The sequence below is a fragment of the Streptomyces sp. AM8-1-1 genome, from assembly GCF_032229325.1.
In the GTDB taxonomy this organism is placed as follows: Bacteria; Actinomycetota; Actinomycetes; order Streptomycetales; family Streptomycetaceae; genus Streptomyces; species Streptomyces achmelvichensis.
In genome coordinates this window covers 2,374,956-2,390,877 of the sequence record NZ_CP135086.1, presented here as the reverse complement: position 1 = coordinate 2,390,877, position 15,922 = coordinate 2,374,956, and the positions used below count along the sequence as shown (strand labels likewise).

Annotated in this window: 13 protein-coding genes; 9 read left to right on the top strand and 4 right to left on the bottom strand. The window is 71.6% G+C overall.

Annotated features, from left to right (window positions below; translation table 11 throughout):
- Positions 1 to 186 (bottom strand): 50S ribosomal protein L28, encoded by a 186-nt coding sequence (gene rpmB / locus RPQ07_RS10655; protein WP_003957616.1) that lies wholly within the window; start codon positions 184 to 186, stop codon positions 1 to 3.
- A 237-nt stretch (positions 187 to 423) separates the two neighbouring features.
- Here rpmB and RPQ07_RS10650 point away from each other — a divergent pair, with 237 nt between their 5' ends.
- Positions 424 to 2,022, top strand: a complete 1,599-nt coding sequence (locus RPQ07_RS10650) for a DAK2 domain-containing protein (protein WP_313943869.1) — start codon at positions 424 to 426, stop codon at positions 2,020 to 2,022.
- 397 nt (positions 2,023 to 2,419) lie between these two features.
- Here RPQ07_RS10650 and RPQ07_RS10645 read toward each other — a convergent pair whose 3' ends face one another.
- On the bottom strand, positions 2,420 to 5,329 hold the full coding sequence (locus RPQ07_RS10645) for a tetratricopeptide repeat protein (RefSeq protein WP_313943868.1): 2,910 nt from the start codon (positions 5,327 to 5,329) through the stop codon (positions 2,420 to 2,422).
- Positions 5,326 to 7,158: an HSP90 family protein gene (locus RPQ07_RS10640; RefSeq protein WP_313943867.1), complete on the bottom strand. Its 1,833-nt coding sequence runs from the start codon at positions 7,156 to 7,158 to the stop codon at positions 5,326 to 5,328. The genes RPQ07_RS10645 and RPQ07_RS10640 overlap by 4 nt, the downstream gene beginning before the upstream one ends.
- A 181-nt stretch (positions 7,159 to 7,339) precedes the next feature.
- Here RPQ07_RS10640 and recG point away from each other — a divergent pair, with 181 nt between their 5' ends.
- The 8 genes from recG (at position 7,340) to mutM (ending at position 14,853) form a co-directional block, all read left to right on the top strand.
- Positions 7,340 to 9,532, top strand: a complete 2,193-nt coding sequence (recG, locus tag RPQ07_RS10635; RefSeq protein WP_313943866.1) for an ATP-dependent DNA helicase RecG — start codon at positions 7,340 to 7,342, stop codon at positions 9,530 to 9,532.
- Positions 9,533 to 9,604: 72 nt separating this feature from the next.
- Positions 9,605 to 10,189 carry a 16S rRNA (guanine(966)-N(2))-methyltransferase RsmD gene (gene rsmD, locus RPQ07_RS10630; RefSeq protein ID WP_313943865.1) on the top strand — a complete coding sequence of 195 codons (585 nt, stop codon included), beginning with the start codon at positions 9,605 to 9,607 and terminating at the stop codon, positions 10,187 to 10,189.
- A 26-nt stretch (positions 10,190 to 10,215) separates the two neighbouring features.
- Complete coding sequence (gene coaD, locus RPQ07_RS10625; RefSeq protein WP_313948853.1) at positions 10,216 to 10,695, top strand: pantetheine-phosphate adenylyltransferase; 480 nt, start codon at positions 10,216 to 10,218, stop codon at positions 10,693 to 10,695.
- 95 nt (positions 10,696 to 10,790) lie between these two features.
- Positions 10,791 to 11,867, top strand: coding sequence for a cell division initiation protein (locus RPQ07_RS10620; protein ID WP_313943864.1), 1,077 nt, complete (start codon positions 10,791 to 10,793; stop codon positions 11,865 to 11,867).
- A 190-nt stretch (positions 11,868 to 12,057) separates the two neighbouring features.
- Positions 12,058 to 12,672, top strand: a complete 615-nt coding sequence (locus tag RPQ07_RS10615; protein ID WP_313943863.1) for a DUF177 domain-containing protein — start codon at positions 12,058 to 12,060, stop codon at positions 12,670 to 12,672.
- A 2-nt stretch (positions 12,673 to 12,674) separates the two neighbouring features.
- Positions 12,675 to 12,848 carry a 50S ribosomal protein L32 gene (gene rpmF, locus RPQ07_RS10610; RefSeq protein ID WP_026165248.1) on the top strand — a complete coding sequence of 58 codons (174 nt, stop codon included), beginning with the start codon at positions 12,675 to 12,677 and terminating at the stop codon, positions 12,846 to 12,848.
- Positions 12,849 to 12,867: 19 nt separating this feature from the next.
- Entirely contained in the window at positions 12,868 to 13,800 is a 933-nt protein-coding gene (gene rnc / locus RPQ07_RS10605) for a ribonuclease III (RefSeq protein WP_313943862.1), read from the top strand.
- 171 nt (positions 13,801 to 13,971) lie between these two features.
- Positions 13,972 to 14,853: a bifunctional DNA-formamidopyrimidine glycosylase/DNA-(apurinic or apyrimidinic site) lyase gene (gene mutM / locus RPQ07_RS10600; RefSeq protein ID WP_313943861.1), complete on the top strand. Its 882-nt coding sequence runs from the start codon at positions 13,972 to 13,974 to the stop codon at positions 14,851 to 14,853.
- Positions 14,854 to 14,879: 26 nt separating this feature from the next.
- On the opposite strand, the gene RPQ07_RS10595 is transcribed toward mutM, so the two are convergent.
- Entirely contained in the window at positions 14,880 to 15,794 is a 915-nt protein-coding gene (locus RPQ07_RS10595) for a CAP domain-containing protein (protein ID WP_413777830.1), read from the bottom strand.
- Between the last annotated feature and the right edge of the window lie 128 nt (positions 15,795 to 15,922).

Here is a 15,922-nt window from a genome sequence, read left to right as displayed (position 1 = left end):
TTAGCGCGAGACCTTGCCGGCCTTGATGCACGAGGTGCAGACGTTGAGCCGCTTCGGCGTCCGACCGACCACGGCACGCACACGCTGGATGTTCGGGTTCCAGCGACGAGACGTACGGCGGTGCGAGTGCGAAATGTTGTTGCCGAAGCCCGGCCCCTTGCCGCAGACGTCGCAGTTGGCAGCCACGGGTCACTCCAAAGACTTCAGATGCACTTACAGTGAATTCCGGCGGCCGGAAATCAGTGATCTGATTCGGTGGCTTTGCCGGGGGAATGGCCCGACTTTCATCGGGCAACCGGAGCAGCATACAACGACTGCGTCCGAGATACGAAACTACCACGGTTCGCCCCGCCCCCTCCCCGGCCCCCGCTCCCACCGGGGTCTACTCTGCGGTGCAACCCGCCGCTCAAGGAGGATCACCAGGTGCCGCAGACCCTCGACGCCGCCTCGGTACGCATCTGGTGCTCACGGGCGCTGGAGGCACTGGGCCGGGAGCGCGAGGAGATCGACGCGATCAACGTCTACCCGGTCGCGGACGGGGACACCGGCACCAATCTCTATCTGACCCTCGAATCGGCGGCCCAGGCGGTCGAGGCCGTCTTCGCCGCGCACGAGACGGGGTCCTCGGCCCCCGCGGCGGACGACGCGGTCCGTTCCATGGCGCACGGAGCGCTCATCGGGGCCCGCGGGAACTCCGGCACCATCCTGGCGCAGCTGCTGCGGGGCATGGCGGAGCGGCTCTGCGACGGGGACCACCTGGCAGGTGCTCTGCGAAGGGCTTCCGCGCTCGCCCGTGAGGCCGTCGCGCACCCCGTCGAAGGAACGATCCTGAGCGTGGCCGCCGCGGCCGCGGAAGCCGCGGAGAGCGCCCCCGACGATGCCGCGCGAGCGGCCTACGAGGGGGCACGGGCCGCGCTGGACGCGACGCCCGGACAACTCGACGTGCTCAGCCGCGCGGGAGTCGTCGACGCGGGCGGGCGAGGGCTTCTCGCGGTGCTGGGCGCGCTGGTCGAGGCGGTGTCGGGCGAGGCCCCGGTGCCCCCGCCGCTGGCGCACGTACGGCCGGGTCCCGAAGGCCTCGGGGGCCCGGCGCAGCCCTGCGCCGACGACGGCGGGCCCGCGTTCGAGGTGATCTACCTGCTGGAGGCGGAGGACGAGGCCGTGGCGCGGCTGCGGACCCGGCTGGACTCCCTCGGCGATTCCCTGGTCGTCGTCGGCGGCGACGGGCTGTGGAACGTCCACGTCCATGTCGACGACGCGGGCGCCGCCGTGGAGGCCGGTGTCGAGGCGGGGCGTCCGTACCGGATCCGCATCACGCACTTCGACCTGGCCGCGGCCCCCGTACGGGAGCAGGTGCAGCGGGCGGTGGTCGTGGTCGTCTCCGGCGAGGGTCTCGCCGGTCTGTGCGCCGAGGCGGGCGCGACGACGGTGCTCGCACGTCCGGGGGAGCCGCCCGTCAGCGGCGAACTCGTCGACGCCATCCGTCGCGCGCACGCCCGCGAGGTCGTCCTCATGCCGAACTCCGCCGACCTGCGGCACACGGCGGCCGCCGCGGCCGAACAGGCCAGGACGGAGGGCGTCCGCGTCGCTCTCGTCCCCACGCGCGCGGCCGTGCAGGGCATCGCCGCACTGGCGGTGCACGAGCCGGACCGGCGCTTCGACGAGGACGTGGTCGCGATGACGGCGGCCGCCGGGGCGACGCGCTACGCCGAAGTCACGGTGGCGGAGCGGCAGTCGTGGACGACGGCCGGCGTGTGCCAGGAGGGCGATGTGCTCGGTCTGATCGACGGAGACGTCGCGGTGATCGGCACGGACCTCATGACGACGGCGACGACCGTGCTGGACCGGATGCTGGCGGCCGGCGGCGAACTGGTGACGCTGGTGCTGGGGGAGGGCGTCGCCGACGGCGACGAGGTGGCCGCGAAGCTGGAACGTCACGTCAGGGACACGCACTTGGCCGTGGACACCGTGCTCTACCGCGGCGGGCGCGGCTCGACACCGCTGCTGATCGGCGTGGAGTAGGGGGAGCGGGTGGCCGGGACCGGGGCCGGAGTGACTCCCAGGCCCCGGGGTGCGGCCGGGGCGCCGTGAGGCCGGCTTCAGGTTCCCGAGGCCGGGCCGGTGCCAGGCCCGGTTTCAGGCTCCCGAGCCCGGGCCTGGCGCTGGCACGGTTCGCCGAACGCCCCCGAGGGCGAGCGGGAGGCGGTACGCCTGCACGAGCGGGTGGCCGAGGCCTGCGGGCTGCCCGTGCTCGGCTGCCTCCTCCACGGCGAGGCCGGGGGCTACCCCTATCCGCCGTCCCTGATCCGCCGGGTGCGAGGCCCGGCCTCAGGTTCCGAGGCCCGGGCCGCCGTGAGGCCCGGCTTCAGGTTCCCGAGGCCCGGGCCCCCGGCTCACTCCCGGCCGCGGGGCGCCCCGCTCACCCCCTGCCCACGTACTCCAGCAGCGACCGCGCATCCGCGCCCACACCCTCGGCGTCGTGCCGTGCCAGCACTCCCCGGGCCCGGGCCTCCGCCGCGTCGGCCGCGCCCAGGTCCGCCTCCAGCCAGCCCGCCAGGAGTTCCGACCTGGCCCGCTGCTCGGCGTACTGCTCGCCCGCCGCCGTGAACGCGGCGATCGCCTTCTCCGCGGACGCCACCGCCTCCGTGTACGCGGCCCGTGCCGAGCCGTCGGTGTCGTCCTCGCCCGGTCCGCCCTCGACGGCGGACGCGATCAGCTCCGCGGTCTGCCGATGGGTGTCGGCCAGTTCGGCGCGGAGCCCGTCGCGTGCCTCCCGGTCGTCGGCACCCTCCAGGGCTGCCTCACACGCCTGCGCCGCCGATGTCATCAGCTCGCGTGCCACCGCCGGGCCGGCCTGGCCCTCACGGACGGCGATCCAGGCCCGCACCCGTAGCGTCCGCACATACGCGTGGACGTCGCCCAGCTCCCGCCACAGCTCTCCGGCACGCTGATAGGCGAGCTCCGCCTCGGAGTTGAGGTCGGCCCGGTACAGCGCCTGGCCGGCCAGGTTCGCGAGCATCGCGTGGTCGCGCTGCTCAGGCCACCCGCGCGCGATGTCCGCCGCCCTGAGCCAGTGCTCGGCGGCCGACCGCGGCTCGTTCAGCGCCGCCAGACAGTCGCCCAGCCACCACAGCGTCTGCACGATCATGCCGTCGCCGTGATCGTCGGCGGTCAGGTCCGGCAGCACGGCCTCCAGCACCGCGGCGCTCTCGTCGACGCGGCCCAGCTGGAGCAGGAAGCCGCCGAGCCGGTGCCGCGCGTACGCGCCGTTGCCCTTGCTCTCGCCCGCCTCGTCCGCCCAGTGCGCCGCCTCCAACGCGTGCTCGGCGGCCTCGGCGAGCTTGTCGTTGTCCGCCAGCGACTCCACGAGCTGGAGGTGCAGCCGGCACAGCCCGCCCGCTTCGGCATAGGCGCGTGCGTGCTCCAGGGCCGCGCGGGAGGCGCGCTCGGCCGTCTCCGGGTCGCCGAGATGCCGGCTCACCCCGGCGAGCTGGGTCTCGGCCTCGACCGCGTACCAGGGGCGTTCCGCGGCGATGTACGCCTCGGCTGCCCGGGCGTACAGCCGGGCGGCCTCCTGCGCGTCACCCCCGAAGGCCATGATGTTGCCGAGGTAGCCGAGCGCCTCGCCGACCGTGGTGCCGACGCCCGCGTCGTCCCGGTGCGGCTCGGCGAAGGCCAGCAGCTCCCGTACGGACTCCTCCAGCGCACCGACCGCGGCCGCCGTGTCATCGGACAGGTGGATCCGGTCGTTGAGGATGCGGCAACGGCACAGCAGCACCCGGCTCACCTGGTGGGCGCTCGCGCTGCCTTCCGCATGGAGGCCGAGCATCCGGGCGCGGAGCCCGGCCAGTTCGGCCAGCGCCTCGTCGAAGCGCTCGTCGGAGTGCTCGTCCTGGCAGAGCGCGTAGGCGGCCCTCGCCCGTGCGGCCACCGCCCGGCCGAGGTCACCCGCGCTCTCGTAGTGGTCCGCGGCGGCGCGGAAGTGCGCGGCGCTCTCGGCGGGCGGCACCGTGCGGTCCAGGCCCCGGTGCTCCTCCAGCTCGGCACGGTCGCGCGCGCCGAGCTCGGCACCCTCGTGCCCGGCCGCGGCGGCGACGGCCGCCCAGGCCTCCAGCGAGTCGGGGCGCTGCGCCTCCGAGAGGCTGCGCGCCTCGGCCAGCAGCGAGTCGAGGGATGCCGCGGGCGCGGGGACCGGGGCCGGGCGCGGCACCGGGACGGGCCGGGAGGGGCGCAGCCCCAGCGGCAGCCGTTCCAGCAGCGGTTCCTGGTCCATCCGTTCCCGGATCGTGCGGCTCACCTCAAAGCTGCCGTTGCGCTCGTCGAACCGCGCCGCGAGAGCGAGGGCCTCCTTGCGGGCGTGCACGGCCAGTTCGCGCGCCGTCCAGTCGCGGCCGCCCGGTCCGGCGAGACTCTGCTCCCCGTGGCCGAGGGCGGTGAGCCGGTCGGTGAGCAGCGCCGTCACCGCGAGGTAGCCCATCAGGCTGCTCGGCTCCCCGGAGTCGGTGAAGTACGCCGGACGCTCGGCGAGGATCTCCAGACCGCGTGCCTCGTTGCCGGTCAGCGCCAGGAACTCGACGTGCTGGGCGACGGCGCTGCGCATGCTCTCCATCGAGCGCACCATCCGGTGGCCCCGCAGATGGTGTGCGCGGGCCTGGTCCGGCCGCCCGAGACGGAGCAGGGGCAGCAGCGAGGACGAGAGCACGGCGTGCGGCTCGTGCGCACAGCTGAACTCGCCCTCGTACACCGGCCGCCAGGTCTCCAGCGCCTCCGCGTCGTCGCCGCGGTGCGCCAGGTACGAGCCCTGGGCGCGCAACTCGCAGGCCCGGCAGTCGCTCTTGTTGTCGCGGTCCGCCGCCTGCCAGGCCGCGTACGCGCGCTCCGCGCGCTCCGTGTCGCCCACATGGCGTGCGATCCGCAGCTCGCCCTGGCGCACGGCACGCTCGGAGTGCCCGGCGACCCGGTAGCGGTGCTCCATCTCGCCCTGCCACTTCTCGATGGAGGCGAGCGGGATGTGGGGCTGGTCGATCATGCCGCTGGAGACCCACTTGAACATCCAGAACAGACTGTGCGTCTGCTGTCCGTCGAAGTCCCCGGGCCGTTCGTCCCACATGCGCAGCAGCCGCGAGAAGGGGACGAACATCTTGTCCGCCTCGGAGCTGTAGTTGTAGACCTGCATCAGATGGTTGAGGCCGTCGATCAGCAGCTCGGTGTCGCCCGACTGCTCGATGCCGGCGAATATCCGCTCCGCGCGGGCGTTGCGCGCCGGGCCCTCCGGCTCCTCGTAGTTGTCGGCCAGGGCCTGCCGCAGGGATGTGACGTCGGTACTCATCGGCCGTTCTCCTGGTCGTGGGTGGCCCATTCGAGCAGGCCGACGAACGCGCGGTTGAGCAGCGCGGAGTCGGCCGGGCGCAGCGGCCGCTGCGCCATCAGCAGGGCCTGCCCGTACAGGGCCTCCGTCGCGGTCCCGGCGAGTTCCCTGTCGTCGAGCGAACTGATCCTGCGGATCAGGGGGTTGAGGTGGTTCAGCACCAGCCGGGCCCGCGGCGCGCTGCCGCGCAGCGACCCGAGGATGCCGGCCCACAGATCGTCCGCCTGCTCCTCCGCCTCGGCGCGCGAGCGCTCATGACGGGCCGCACGGTCGTCCAGATGCAGTGCGGGCACGGTCAGCGGATGGAAGGCGCGCAGCGCCACGTCGCAGCCCAGCGGATCGAGCTTGGCGCGGGCCGCCGCGAGGAAGCCCGCCAGCGCGAGTTCGGCGTCCGGGTCCACGGTGTCGAGATGCGCGGTGACGGTGTCGGCGTCCAGTTCGGCGACGACGGTTCGGGGCCGTACCGACGGGAGCTTCTCGACCAGTTCGGTGTCGTACGTGTAGCCGCCGTTGACGACACCGATGCCCTGCGCGGACGCGATCGGTGCGACCTGGCGGTACTCCTCCACGGTGCGCGTGAAGTGCACCACCGGATGCCGGCGGGCGAACTCCTCCAGCGAGAGCGAGCCGTCGGTCGTCTCGAACGGCAGCCACGGCAGCATCGTGCGCAGCATCTCTCCGTCGTGCCTGGCCAGCGACTTCACACCCAGGTGGTGGACGGACAGGAACTGCGCCAGCCGGTCGGGATCACCGGCCGCCAGAGCGGTGAGCCACTCCCTGATCCGGGCGCCGAGCGCCTCCCGCACGGCCGCCAGCGTCTCGTCGGCGTACAGCGACTCGCGGGAGGCGGTGGGCCGCAGCGAGTCGGTGTCGATCACACAGCGTACGAAGAAGGCCCAGTCCGGGAGGAGTTCGTCGGCCCGGTCGGTGAGCAGCATGCCCTTCAGATGCACCCGGTGGCCGGAACGCTGGGCGGGGCTGACGGCCTGGGGCAGGACGTACGCGACCCCGCGGACCCCGGCGAGCGGGACGTTCAGGTCGAGCGAGTCGAGCGGGGTGAAGCCGAACAGCTCGTGGCAGTGGCGCGCCAGGGCCACCCGGCGCGCCGCCGGGCCCGGGTGGGCGCGGTCCCAGGGCGAGGGCAGATCGGTGACCGCGGTGTCCCCGACCCGTACGTCGTAGGGCAGCAGCGAGCCGAAGTCCCGGGCGAGCGCGAGCACCCGCTCCTCGGTCAGCCAGTCGCCGCTGCCCGGGCGGGCGGTCAGGTGCACGGTCGTGCCCGGCTCGGGACGCGCGCTGTCCGGCAGCGTACGCACGGTGTACGAACCGTCGTCACGGGCCGACCACTCCACGGGCGGCGCGTCCGGCGTCCGCGCCGAACGGCTGACCACGCGGATCTCGGCCGCCACGACGAAGCAGGCGAGCAGCCCGATGCCGAACTGGCCGAGGAAGTCGGCGCGCGCCGAGGCGATGCCGTCGGCACCGGCACGCTTGGAGCTGCGCCCGATCGTGGCGAGCAGGCTGTGCACATCGCTCTCGGTCAGACCGATGCCGGAGTCCTCGACGCGCAGCCGCCCGCCCTCGGCGAAGAGGCGTACCCGCGCGGGCGCGTCCGGTTCCTCGGCCCGCCGGGCCGTGATCGCGTCCACGGCGTTCTGCAGCAGTTCGCGCAGATACACCTTGGGGCTCGAATAGAGGTGATGGGAGAGAAGATCCACCAGGCCGCGCAGATCCACCTGGAAGGTGTGCGGGGTGGTCTCGGACGTGGGTCGCGTGGTCTCAGAAGTCATCGTCGCTGCGCCGGTGGGGGGACGAGCGGCGGCGCGGGTCGGGCGATCCCGTCGAAGGTGATCGCGGCGTGGGCAGGCAGCGGGGAAGGCGGGGGAGACCGCGCCATCCTAGGGTCCACGGCACCGGTGTGACCAGCGGTTATCCACAGCTGCACGACGTCTGTCGGTGCCGTGGTGTGCAATGGATCGCGTGTCCGCGCTCGACGAACCCCTGAAGAAGACGCTCGGAGCCGCCACCGCGAAGGTGATGGCCGAGCAGCTCGACCTGCACACCACCGGCGATCTGCTGCACCACTACCCCCGGCGTTATGAGGAGCGCGGCCAGCTCACCCGGCTCGCCGAGCTGCCGCTGGACGAGGACGTCACCGTGGTCGCGCAGGTCGCCGACTCCCGGGTGCACACCTTCAACGCCGGCCGCGGCAAGCGGCTGGAGATCACCATCACGGACGGCAGTGGCCGGCTCCAGCTGGTCTTCTTCGGCCGGGGTGTGCACAAACCGCACCAGGAACTGCTGCCCGGCAGCCGGGCGATGTTCGCCGGCAAGGTCTCCGTCTTCAACCGCAAGCTCCAGCTGGCCCACCCGACGTACGCCAAACTCGCCGCCGACAGCGGGGACGACTCCGCCGATGTCGAGTCCTGGGCGGGCGCGCTCATCCCCATCTACCCGGCCTGCAAGGGGCTGGAGTCGTGGAAGATCGCCAAGGCGGTCGACGCCGTGCTGCCGAGCGCCACGGAGGCGGTCGATCCACTGCCGCCCGCGCTGCGGGAGGGACGCGGCTTCGTCCCGCTGCCCGAGGCGCTGCTGAAGGTCCACCGGCCGCACACCAAGGCCGACATCGAGGACGCCCGGCAGCGGCTGAAGTGGGACGAGGCGTTCGTGCTCCAGGTGGCGCTGGCCAGGCGCCGCTTCGCGGAGACCCAACTGCCCGCCGTGGCCCGCCGGCCCGTCCCGGGCGGGCTGCTCGACGCCTTCGACGCCAAGCTGCCCTTCACCCTCACCGACGGGCAGATCAAGGTCACCGAGGAGATCTTCGGCGACCTGGCCACCGAGCACCCGATGCACCGGCTGCTCCAGGGCGAGGTCGGCTCCGGCAAGACCATGGTCGCCCTGCGCGCCATGCTCACCGTGGTGGACACCGGCGGTCAGGCGGCGATGCTCGCGCCCACCGAGGTCCTCGCCCAGCAGCACCACCGCTCCGTCGTCGAGATGATGGGCGAGCTCGCCGAGGGCGGCATGCTCGGGAGCGCGGAGAAGGCCACCAAGGTCGTGCTGCTGACCGGTTCGATGGGCGCCGCCGCCCGCCGGCAGGCGCTGCTCGACCTGGTGACCGGTGAGGCCGGCATCGTCATCGGCACCCATGCACTCATCGAGGACAAGGTGCAGTTCCACGATCTCGGACTCGTCGTGGTCGACGAGCAGCACCGCTTCGGTGTGGAGCAGCGCGACGCCCTGCGCTCCAAGGGGAAGCAGCCGCCGCATCTGCTGGTGATGACCGCGACCCCGATCCCGCGGACGGTCGCCATGACGGTCTTCGGTGACCTGGAGACCTCCGTACTGGACCAGTTGCCCGCCGGCCGCTCACCCATCGCCACCCATGTCGTCCCGGCCCAGGACAAGCCGCACTTCCTGGCACGCGCCTGGGAGCGCGTCCGCGAAGAGGTCGGCAAGGGCCACCAGGCGTATGTGGTGTGCCCCCGCATCGGCGACGGCGAGGACGAGAAGACGAAGAAGAAGTCCGCCGAGGACGAGGCGGAGAAGAGGCCGCCGCTCGCCGTCCTGGAGATCGCCGAGGAGCTCTCCCGCGGAGCCCTCGACGGGCTGCGCGTCGAGGTCCTGCACGGCCGGATGGCGCCCGACGACAAGGACGACGTCATGCGCCGCTTCGCCGCGGGAGAGGTGGACGTCCTGGTCGCCACCACCGTGATCGAGGTCGGGGTCAACGTCCCGAACGCCACCGCCATGGTGATCATGGACGCGGACCGGTTCGGTGTCTCGCAGCTGCACCAGCTCCGCGGCCGGGTGGGCCGTGGCTCCGCCCCCGGACTGTGCCTGTTGGTCACCGAGATGCCCGAGGCGACCCCGGCCAGGGCCCGGCTCGGCGCGGTCGCCGCCACCCTCGACGGCTTCGAGCTCTCCCGTATCGACCTCGAACAGCGCCGCGAGGGCGATGTCCTCGGTCAGGCCCAGTCGGGTGTGCGCTCCTCGCTGCGGATGCTCACCGTCATCGACGACGAGGAGGTCATCGCCGCCGCCCGCGAGGAGGCCGTCACGGTCGTCCGCGAGGACCCGGAGCTGGAGCGGCTCCCCGAGCTGCGCACGGCCCTGGACGCCCTGCTGGACAAGGAGCGCGAGCGGTATCTCGACAAGGGCTGAGACACTGGTCCGTGAGGATGTTGGCCAGGCCGGCCGGCACGAGCTCCCGGCCGCTTGCGAGTGAGGACTGAGATGACCCGCGTGATCGCCGGTACGGCCGGCGGACGCCGCCTGGCCGTCCCGCCCGGCACCGGCACCCGCCCCACGTCCGACCGCGCTCGCGAGGGCCTCTTCTCCAGCTGGGAATCGCTCCTCGGCACGCTGGCCGGACTGCGGGTCGCCGATCTGTACGCGGGCTCCGGCGCCGTCGGCCTGGAGGCGCTCTCCCGCGGTGCGTCCCACGCGCTGCTCGTCGAGGCGGACGCCCGCGCCGCCCGCATCGTCCGGGACAACGTCCGCACGCTCGGACTGCCGGGTGCCGAGGTCCGTACCGGCAAAGCGGAACAGATCGTGACGGGTCCGGCGCCGGGCGACCCCTACGACGTGGTCTTCCTCGACCCGCCGTACGCCGTCACCGACGATGATCTTCGCGAGATCCTGCTCACACTCCGCTCTGAGGGCTGGCTCGCGGACGATGCCGTCGTCACCGTGGAGCGCAGCACCAGAGGCGGTGAATTCGTCTGGCCGCAGGGCTTCGAACCGGTGCGGGCCCGTCGCTACGGCGAGGGAACGCTTTGGTACGGTCGCGCCGCCTCTACGTGCGAAGACGCACCATGACCGGACCGGAGAGCGAGGGACTTCAGTTGCGCCGAGCAGTCTGTCCGGGGTCGTTCGACCCCATCACCAACGGACACCTCGACATCATCGCCCGCGCCTCCAAGCTGTACGACGTCGTACATGTCGCGGTGATGATCAATCAGTCCAAGCAGGGACTGTTCACCGTGGACGAGCGGATCGAGCTGATCCGCGACGTCACCAGCGACTACGGCAACGTCGAGGTGGAGTCCCACCACGGCCTGCTCGTCGACTTCTGCAAGCAGCGGGACATCCCGGCCATCGTGAAGGGCCTGCGGGCGGTCAGCGACTTCGACTACGAGCTGCAGATGGCCCAGATGAACAACGGCCTCTCCGGCGTCGAGACGCTCTTCGTCCCGACCAACCCCACCTACAGCTTCCTCTCCTCCAGCCTCGTCAAGGAGGTCGCCGCGTGGGGCGGTGACGTCTCCCACCTGCTGCCTCCCGTCGTGCACGAGGCACTCACCCGGCGGCTCGCCGAGAAGTGACGTACTGACAGCTCGTCACCCGGTGTCCGGCGGGCGGTCGGGGGCCGTACAGTCGTCCCGTCCGTCTCATATCAGGCAGAGAGTGGCGAGTCACGGTGGACGTGCAGAAGAAGCTCGACGAGATCGTCGAGGCGGTGGGCTCAGCCCGGTCCATGCCCATGTCGGCCTCCTGCGTGGTCAACCGCGCCGAGCTGCTCGCCATGCTCGAAGAGGTCCGTGAGGCCCTGCCCGGCTCGCTCGCGCAGGCCCAGGAGCTGATCGGCGGCCGTGAGCAGCTGGTCGCCCAGGCCCGCCAGGAGGCGGAGCGGATCATCGAGAGCGCCCACGCGGAACGCGGCTCGCTGATCTCGGACACCCATGTCGCCCGCCAGTCCCAGGACGAGGCGGACCGCATCCTCTCCGAGGCCCGCCGGGAGGCCGAGGAGATCCGTGCGGAGGCCGACGACTACGTCGACTCCAAGCTCGCGAACTTCGAGGTCGTCCTCACCAAGACCATCGGCTCGGTGGACCGCGGGCGCGAGAAGCTGCTCGGCCGCGGGCCCGGCCTGGACGCGCAGGGGTACGCCGACGAGGACGCCCCCGAGTACAGCTCGGACCCGCAGACCCTGATCGGCCGCGCCGACGAGTACGTGGACGCCAAGCTCGGCGCCTTCGAGGCGGTCCTGTCCAAGACCCTGGAGGCCGTCGGCCGCGGCCGGCTGAAGCTCCACGGCCGCACCACCAGCGACGCGCTCGGCGAGCACATGGCCGCCCAGGACGCCGCGGGCGCCCAGACCCGCTCCAGCGACGCCGACTATCTGGCCGGACTGGCCGAGATCCCGGAGCCCCAGCAGCCCCCGGTGCCGCAGCAGGCCCCTGTGCCCCAGCAGCCGCAGTACCAGCCGGTGGCCGAGGCCCAGCCCGCGATCCCGGCCCAGCAGGACCCCTACGCCGCCACGGGCTACGGCGACCAGCACCAGCACCAGCAGTACGCGGCGTACCAGCAGGACCCCTACGCCGGATATCAGCAGCAGGGCTACGACCAGCAGTACGGGCAGCAGGACCCGTACGCGTACCAGCAGCCGGTCCAGCACCAGCCACAGCAGCAGGCCGCGGCCCTCGACGAGACCAGCCTCTTCGACACCAGCATGATCGACCTCGAACAGCTGCGCCGGTACGAGCAGGGGCGCTGACCCGGGCGGAGCGGCTGCCGACGGGGACCGGATTGGGTCTACGGCGGCCCGTCCGGTAACCTGGTTCTTCGGTCGCGCGTAGATCCGCGATCCAGGCTGCCCGCTCCCTCGGAGCACGGGCCGGCCCACTCCCCACGATTCGAAAGCAGGAAGACCCCTGAACGCCCGCCTCGACCACCGCAACCCCCTCGTGTTCGACACGCACGAGCTGGGCCGGCGTCCCGGCGCGCTCCAGCGGCTCTCCCGCTCGGTGGAGGCGCCCGGTTCACCGGCGACCTTCGGTATCGAAGGAGTCATCGGCGTACCGGAAGACGCGCCGGTGAAGCTCGACCTCCGTCTCGAGTCGGTCATGGAAGGTGTGCTTGTCACCGGCACCGCCCGTGCGACCGCCGAGGGGGAGTGCGTAAGGTGTCTGGAGCCGCTGCACCAAGAGGTCGCGGCGGACTTCCAGGAGATGTTCTCGTACCCGGACGCCGATGACCGGAGCCGCACTCGCACTGCGGAACCGGTCGACGACGCCGAGGACGAGGACACGCTCTTTCTCGAGGACGGCCTGTTCGACCTCGAGCCCGTGCTGCGTGATGCGGTGGTGCTCGCACTGCCGATGCAGCCGGTGTGCCGGGAGACCTGTGCCGGCCTGTGTTCCGAATGCGGAATCAGGCTGGACGAGAACCCCGGTCACCACCATGACGCCGCCGACATCCGGTGGGCGGCACTGCAGGGACTCGCCGAAACCATCAAGGACGGCGAGAAGGACAACATGGGCGGCGCCGAAGCGGGCGTCGACGAGAAGCAGGAGAAGTAGCCGTGGCTGTTCCGAAGCGGAAGATGTCGCGCAGCAACACGCGCCACCGCCGGTCGCAGTGGAAGGCTGCGGTCCCCACCCTGGTTTCGTGTGAGCGTTGCCAGGAGCCGAAGCAGCAGCACATCGCGTGCCCGAGCTGCGGCACCTACAACAAGCGCCAGGTCCTCGAGGTCTGAGCGGCTGGTGAGAGGCCCGATGTCTGAACTGTCCCATGCCAAGAAGCAGGCAGACGCAGTAAACACAGCCAACGCAGCCTCGTCCCACACGCTTCTGGAAGGGCGGCTCGGGTATCACCTCGAGTCCGCCCTTCTGGTGCGAGCACTGACCCACCGGTCGTACGCGTACGAGAACGGCGGCCTGCCCACCAACGAACGGCTCGAGTTCCTCGGGGACTCGGTGCTCGGTCTGGTGGTCACCGACACGCTGTACCGCACCCACCCCGACCTGCCGGAAGGCCAACTGGCCAAACTGCGGGCCGCGGTGGTCAATTCGCGTGCGCTGGCGGAAGTCGGTCGCGGTCTGGAACTGGGTCTCTTCATCCGGCTCGGCCGGGGTGAAGAAGGCACGGGCGGACGGGACAAGGCATCCATCCTCGCCGACACCCTTGAAGCGGTGATCGGCGCCGTCTATCTCGATCAGGGTCTCGAAGCGGCGTCCGAGCTGGTGCACCGGCTCTTCGACCCGCTGATCGAAAAATCCTCGAACCTCGGTGCGGGCCTGGACTGGAAGACCAGTCTCCAGGAGCTCACCGCGGCCGAGGGACTCGGCGTTCCGGAATATCTCGTCACGGAGACGGGCCCGGACCACGAGAAGACCTTCACTGCTGCCGCCCGCGTCGGTGGTGTCTCGTACGGCACCGGCACCGGCCGCAGCAAGAAGGAAGCGGAGCAGCAGGCGGCGGAGTCCGCATGGCGGGAGATCCGTGCCGCCGCGGACGACCGAATCGCCGCCGCCAAGGCCGAGAAGGCCGAGGCGGAGAAGGCCGAGGCCGACAAGCTCGCTGCCGCGGCAGCGAGCTCGGAGGAGACGGTGGCCACCACTGCCGACGCCTCCGGCGAAGAGGCCTCCGACGAAGAGGACGCCGACACCTCTTCGTCCTCGGAACCGGCGGACCGGGCCACGGCCTAGTCCTTCGAACCGGTGGTCCGGGCCCCGGCCCGGACCATGGCGCTGCATTCCTTCCGACCACGTCGGGGCCCCTCGTTCCCTCCCCGGGAACGCAGGGGCCTCCGCGTTTTTCCGCAGGTGACGGAGAGGTACGCTGCGGGCGTCACTCCGAGCCTCCCCGGAAGGAGCCCCGTGCCCGAGCTGCCCGAGGTCGAGGTCGTGCGTCGCGGACTGCAGCGCTGGGTCAGCGGACGGACGATCGCCGAGGTGCAGGTCCTGCACCCGCGCGCGGTGCGCCGCCATCTCGCCGGCGCCGGGGACTTCGCGGCCAGGCTCAAGGGGCACAGCGTCGGGATAGCGCGCAGGCGGGGAAAGTACCTGTGGCTGCCGCTGGCGGACACCGACAGTTCCGTCCTCGGACACCTCGGCATGAGCGGACAGCTCCTGGTGCAGCCGGAGGACGCCGCCGACGAGAAGCATCTGCGGATCCGGATCCGCTTCGACGACTCCCTGGGCACCGAGCTCCGGTTCGTCGACCAGCGCACCTTCGGCGGGCTCTCGCTCCACGACAACACCCCGGACGGGCTGCCCGACGTCATCGCGCACATCGCCCGCGATCCGCTGGACCCGGCCTTCGACGACGGTGGCTTCCACACCGCGCTACGGCTGCGGCGTACCACCGTGAAAAGAGCACTGCTGGACCAGTCGCTGATCAGCGGGGTCGGCAACATCTACGCCGACGAGGCCCTGTGGCGGGCGAAGCTCCACTACGAGCGCCCCACGACCGGCCTGCCCCGTGCCCGCTCGGCCGAGCTGCTGGGTCATGTGCGGGACGTGATGAACGCGGCCCTGGCCGTCGGAGGCACCAGCTTCGACAGCCTGTATGTGAACGTGAACGGCGAATCAGGCTATTTCGACCGCTCGTTGGACGCCTACGGCCGCGAGGGCGAGCCCTGCCGGCGCTGCGGCACGCTGATGCGGCGACGCCCCTGGATGAACCGTTCCAGCTACTTCTGCCCGCGCTGCCAGCGCCCGCCGCGCATCGTGCGCACATCGCTGCCCGGGAAGCTCTAGCCCCCGGGCAGCTCCCGGCGCGACTGCTAGAAACCGAAGTCCTGCGTCCACCACGGGCCGCCGTCGGCCATGTGGACACCGACGCCGAGCGTCTTGTAATCGCAGTTGAGAATGTTTGCCCGGTGGCCTTCGCTGTTCATCCACGAATTCATGACCGCGGAGGCGTCGGCCTGGCCGCGGGCGATGTTCTCGGCACCGAGGTTGTTCACGCCGGCCTGCGCGGCGCGGTCCCAGGGGGAGTCGCCCTCGGGGTCGGTGTGGCCGAAGAAGCCGCGGTTGGCCATGTCCTTGCTGAAGGTGCCGGCGAGCTTGGCGAGCGGGGCGTCGGTCCGGACCGGGCTGCAGCCCACCTTGGACCGCTCCTCGTTCACCAGGTTGAGCACCTCGCCCTCGGCCGCTGCCTCGGAGGAGGACGAGACGGGCTTCTGCCGGTCGGGAGCGCGATCGGGAGCGCGGTCGGGGGAGCGTGACTCCGTACGGGTCGGGGCGCTCTCCTTCTTCTCCTTCTCGCTCTTCTCGGGAGCGGGCTTCGCCGGCTTCGGGGCCGGAGCCTTCGTCGACGGCTTGGCCGTCGGCTTCGCGGGCTTGGTGGGCTCCGCGGGCTTCACGGGCTTCACGGGCTTCTGAGCAGGGCTTTTCGCCGGTGCCTTCGGACGCGGGGGCGTCGTGGCGGGCGCGGTCGGTGCAGACGGCGCGGACGGCGCGGATGCCTCGGGCGTCGGCTCGGCGCTCGCGTCGCCCTGGGTCTGGAGCCGGGCGGATCCCTCGCTGCGCACCTGCTTGGCGGGCGAGCTCTCGCCGCCCACGACGGAGGTGTCGTCACCCGGCAGCAGGCCGGACGCAACGATCACGGCGCCCACCGCCACGGCAGCGGAGACGCCGAGCAGCCCAGTGCGTACGGGCCTGCCCGCACGTTTGGCGGAGCGTCGATGACGTCCCATCTGCTGGCCTTCCTTGTGCTCGACGGCTGTACAAAAAAGAGGCTCACCCGAATGGGTGAGTTTCATTTCGACCGGACTGTACGGCATAACACCGAATAGGGATGTGATGCAGCACTGATCCATTCGCT

What these genes read in the sequence shown, in the direction of transcription:
- RPQ07_RS10640 (WP_313943867.1), bottom strand. Translation starts at nt 7,158, where the DNA reads ATGACTTCTGAGACCACGCGACCCACGTCCGAGACCACCCCGCACACC.
- recG (WP_313943866.1), top strand. Translation starts at nt 7,340, where the DNA reads ATGGATCGCGTGTCCGCGCTCGACGAACCCCTGAAGAAGACGCTCGGA.
- RPQ07_RS10595 (WP_413777830.1), bottom strand. Translation starts at nt 15,794, where the DNA reads ATGGGACGTCATCGACGCTCCGCCAAACGTGCGGGCAGGCCCGTACGC.
- rnc (WP_313943862.1), top strand. Translation starts at nt 12,868, where the DNA reads ATGTCTGAACTGTCCCATGCCAAGAAGCAGGCAGACGCAGTAAACACA.
- rsmD (WP_313943865.1), top strand. Translation starts at nt 9,605, where the DNA reads ATGACCCGCGTGATCGCCGGTACGGCCGGCGGACGCCGCCTGGCCGTC.
- RPQ07_RS10645 (WP_313943868.1), bottom strand. Translation starts at nt 5,329, where the DNA reads ATGAGTACCGACGTCACATCCCTGCGGCAGGCCCTGGCCGACAACTAC.